The 4,685-nt window shown below is 37.1% G+C and carries 2 protein-coding genes and 1 pseudogene; 1 reads left to right on the top strand and 2 read right to left on the bottom strand.

The window, feature by feature from the left end; all coding sequences use genetic code 11:
* Positions 1–420 (top strand): annotated as a pseudogene (locus F6K22_RS32650) (glycosyltransferase); the annotation flags it as partial.
* Positions 421–1,584: 1,164 nt separating this feature from the next.
* Here the strand turns inward: F6K22_RS32650 and F6K22_RS32645 are convergent.
* The gene (locus F6K22_RS32645; RefSeq protein WP_293107894.1) at positions 1,585–4,551 is read right to left on the bottom strand and encodes an ATP-binding response regulator; all 2,967 of its coding nucleotides are present in this window, start codon (positions 4,549–4,551) and stop codon (positions 1,585–1,587) included.
* A gap of 23 nt (positions 4,552–4,574) precedes the next feature.
* A complete protein-coding gene (locus F6K22_RS42635; RefSeq protein WP_363274925.1) occupies positions 4,575–4,673 on the bottom strand; it encodes a non-canonical purine NTP pyrophosphatase in 99 nt (32 codons plus the stop codon).
* Positions 4,674–4,685: the final 12 nt, after the last annotated feature.

Below are 4,685 nucleotides of genomic sequence, written 5' to 3'. Positions count from 1 at the left end.
AAACAAAATTCTTGGATTTGGAGTGCTAATTTTATTGGATTAGTAGCTTGTTTAATTTTTACTATTAATCCGATGATATTTTTAGTAGATCAAGAACGTCAATTACCTTTACGCCAATTAGCTCAAACTATTGTTGAAGTTAGACAACCAGGAGAAGAAATAATTATGATTGCCTTTGAAAAACCTAGTTTAGTTTTTTACACTAGGCAACCAGTAAAATTTTTCCGACGCGCTACGAATGCCAGAGAATATCTAGAGAAAATTCTGCCAAAAGATCCTTCCGGTAATGTTGTAATGATTGGTTATCCAAAAAAGTTTATTCATGTAGGATTACAACCAGGGGAATATCAATATTTAGACAGTCGTGGAGCTTATCAATTAGGGAAAGTTCCTAAAAGTCTCTTCTTCGAGTCAGAATGAAGGGAGAAAAGAAAGAATAGAATGGACAGGAGTCATCTTAAGAAGAAGGAGTTAGGAGTCGAGAAGAACAAAATCTTCCTTTCAAATTTTTTAGGTCGTACACATATCCCACACCATATCCCACACTAATAGACCAAATGTAAATCGTCTCTTAAATCGTCGTCTTTTCGTCTTTTTATCTCAACGTTGGTTGAAGACCCGCGCTCCTCTTTCCGTTGGCTGAGCAAGTGGGGCAGCTATTAGGGGAGCGTCGCATGGGAAAACCAATCAATAAGAGCGGTTCTTACAATATAATTTGCTATCCCGCAAGGATAAGGCTGCTGGGCTAGCAGTGTCAGCGCCAGTCGCTCATGGGGGAAACCCCCTTTGGCGGCGCTGGCAAGTCTTTAGGAGCGCGCCTTTAGACCGAAAAGAGGGAAAGGCCTCCTCAGCAGGTGCGTTAGAAGCAGAAAGCCCCTATCTTGGGTGGTTAGGGAATCCCGCGCTGTCTCCTAGAGCAGCGTCGGGAGGATGTCAATTATAGGAAAGAGAAAATTTTCATCATCCACCTCCGAGAGCTTCAGCAAATGAAAAGACTTTTGCTCGCTAACCTATAGGAAAGAGAAAATTTTCATCATCCACCTCCGGGAGCTTCAGCAAATGAAAAGACTTTTGCTCGCTAACCTATGGAGAAGAGAAAATTTTCATCATCCACCTCCGAGAGCTTCAGCAAATGAAACGACTTTTGCTCGCTAACCTATGGGAAAGAGAAAATTTTCATCAAGTTATGAGATTTTAGAGTCGCCCAGAATTAGGAGCTTTGTGTGGAGTGGAAAATTTCTCTCACTATAACGTCTTAGTTATGAGACTTTAGAGAAACCGAGAATTAGGAGCTTTGTGTGGAGTGGAAAATTTCTCTCACTATAACGTCTTAGTTATGAGACTTTAGAGAAACCGAGAATTAGGAGCTTTGTGTGGAGTGGAAAATTTCTCTCACTATAACGTCTTAGTTATGAGACTTTAGAGAAACCGAGAATTAGGAGCTTTGTGTGGAGTGGAAAATTTCTCTCACTATAACGTCTTAGTTATTAAATCCTAGATATAGCACTACACAAATAGGGCGCGGATATTTATAAATGCTCAAACTCAGTCAAGAATTACTCCCTACTCCCTACTCCCTACTCCCTAAAATATCAAATGACCCTTAATTTCCTCCAATAAATCTACTATTGATAAATCAGAAGGCAAAATTTTTGTAGCAATCTTGTTCAAGACTAAATTTAGATTTTCCGCCGTCAGATTTTTTGGTAATTGATAATCAGAATTTTCCAAAACTAATATAGGAGGTTTTGTAACTATTTCCTCTAAATTAGATAATGCTTTATCCAAACCAGGCGGTAAATTTCCCCGCAAACAAATTAACAATAAATCCACACTCTGATTTTCCAAATCCTGTAAAACTTCAACCCAAGATTTAGCAATTAAACCTTTAAATCCAGAAGTTTGAATATATTGAACTAATACCTGTGTACTATCAATTGGTAATTTTGTTTCTTCCCAATCTTGCCAATTGTGATTAGCTACTTCTAAATCAGAAATTAGAGCAGGAAAACCCTGAGAATTAAAAGTATTATTTTCTAAATCCATTCCCTCTTCCCCCTCTTCCCCCTCTTCCCTCTCTCCCTTTCCTAGCTTTCCTGGGATAAAATATGATAAATTAATAACAGCTTCCTCAGACAAAACATCTTTTAAAGGTACTGTAAAATCTTTAATATTTGCTACATCCATAACTAATATAGTTGGCAGCCAACTCATTCCCGCAGCAATGGAAATTACTTGCCACAACGCCGAAGTTAAACACTCATAATCAAGTTTTTTTTCAGTTAAATTATTATCATTTTTCTCAAAAGCCAAACAAGGAAATACAGACAATTCTTTCACTTGATTAGCAGCTTGAGTAGTTTCCGAATCCAGAGTTACTAAAGGAATACCTGCCAAGGTAGAATATTGACTTAAATTTTTAATAAATTCAACTGGAGTAATTGAATTAGAAATTTTCTCTATCAGAATAACATCAGGCTGCCAAATCTTAGCAAGTAAATTAGCTTGAGCTAAATCATCTGCCTCTATAATTCTGTATTCATTAGGAAGTGAAAGAAACTTCTCCTCATAGATAGAATCTTCTGTAGTAGGCTGCTGAAAATTATACTTGCCAGGGATTAAACGAAGAATTACTAATTTTTGATAATGCTGTTTTTGTGATGGTGAATCTGTGAATTCAGCCAACATTTGTTCTAATGCTGATTGTTCCACAGGTAAACTTAAAAATTTATTCGCTCCATTAATTATTCCTTGTTCTTTCTCTCCTCTGGTGGAAGTTATTACTACAGGAATCTGGCAAGTATCAGTATCAGTTTTCAGAAGAGTTAATACATCCCAACCTGATAAAAGTGGCAATAATGGATTGATAAATATTAATTTTGGTTGTAACTTTCGTGCCTTTTCAACTGCTTCTGTACCAGAACGTGCAATAACAACTCGATAACCTAAACCTGTTAATTTATTTGTTAAATCTTCAATAAATCGTGGAACTGCTTCAACAATTAGAACTAAACGAGATGAATAATTAATGATAGGTAATTGGTAATTATGAACGGGTAATTTACTATCTTTTTTGGTACGCACTACATTTTCTTCAGTAGAAATAAATCCTCGTTCTTTGAGAGCATCATTTGTTTTACATCCCTCCTTTCCTAAATCTTTTAGAGGTGGAGTAGGTGGTAAAATTAATGTAAATTCACTTCCTTTACTTTCCTGAGAAATGAAAGTAACATCCCCACCATGTAAACGAGCTAAACGTTGAGTTAATACTAAACCTAAACCAGTTCCTTCAAACTGACGACTGAGAGGATTTTCTAATTGTTGAAACTTCTGAAAAATCAAATGTTGCTTGTCAGGTGGTATACCAATTCCAAAATCCCAAACTGTAAAAGTTATCCACTTTTCCCATCTAGCTACTTTCAATCCCATCTTGCCATCTGCTGCAGTAAACTTTAAAGCATTGGATAACAAATTTACCAACATCTGGCGCAAACGCAATTCATCTGCAATTAAAATATTTAGACCAGTCTCTATTTCCAAAGTATACTTAGCTCGCAGAGAATCAGGAAATAGACCAGAAGATTGACCTTGAGGATGCTTATGCTGAAGTTGTAAAGCCTCCTGAAGAGCGCGATCGCAAACTTTCCGAATTTCAACTGCTTCTGGGTTTAATTCCATCTGACCAGTTTCGATGCGAGTCAAATCTAGAATATCATTAACTACAGCCATCAAATGGCGACCACTTTGATGAATAAGTTGAGCATAACGAGTTTGACGTTCATTGAGATTTCCCAGAGTCTGCTCTTTTAACAAACTAGATAAACCCAATACAGCAGTTAATGGTGTTTTTAGTTCATGGCTAATACAAGCCAAGAATTCATCCTTAAGTCGATTAAGCTGAATCAAATCGGCATTTTTAGCTTGTAATTCCTTTGCCACTAAGTGTTGTTCTGTGACATCCTGGGCTAAAACTAATGTTAGGTCAAAAAATTGCTGACTACTAAACTGCCATACTCGCTCTTGACCATCTTTTTGAGGACAAGTACAAACATAGGTATCTGGCTGAGTATTATAACACCAACTAGAAGCAGAATTTGACTTTGGTCTTTTGGCTCGTTCTTGTAAAAGTGTAGTAGGGGAAATTTTCCCATGAGTTATCGCTGGACATGAAAATGTAACACTATCTCTGAGCACAGCTAAAGACTCTGGGATTTTTACTTTTGTCGGCTTTTGTTTAATATTTTTAGCAGATAAGCCTACAACTGCATCTACAATTTCTATTAATTCAGATTCTTTTTCGATCTGAGAACGCCATGCCAAATTCTGATTAATTACTTTACCATCATTGCTCTGTAACATTAGAGGTAGAGGCAATTTTTCTAAAAGCTCTATTAATGAACAGAGATAGGAAGAGGTTTCTACTGTTCCTTGATTAAGCAAATCTTTTGTAACTATTTGCTGCGTTTGTGGGGAATTTTCTGGTTCAGAGATATTTAGCTTCAGGTCTTCAGTTGTAGAAATAAATTCTAATATACGCCAACTATCTAACAACCCTAAAAATTTACCTTCTGTATCTACAACAGCAATAGGGCGAGAAACAGTGGGTCATAACCGAAACCATCGGTGCCTTGCGGAGCCCTCAGAATCTCACCATACCAGCGACCCTGTGCGATGAGCGGGCACGG

The sequence above is a fragment of the Okeania sp. SIO2F4 genome, assembly GCF_010672385.1.
Taxonomy (GTDB): domain Bacteria; phylum Cyanobacteriota; class Cyanobacteriia; order Cyanobacteriales; family Microcoleaceae; genus Trichodesmium.
The sequence above is the reverse complement of the archived record's forward strand: the minus strand, read 5'-3'. Positions and strand labels throughout refer to the sequence as shown.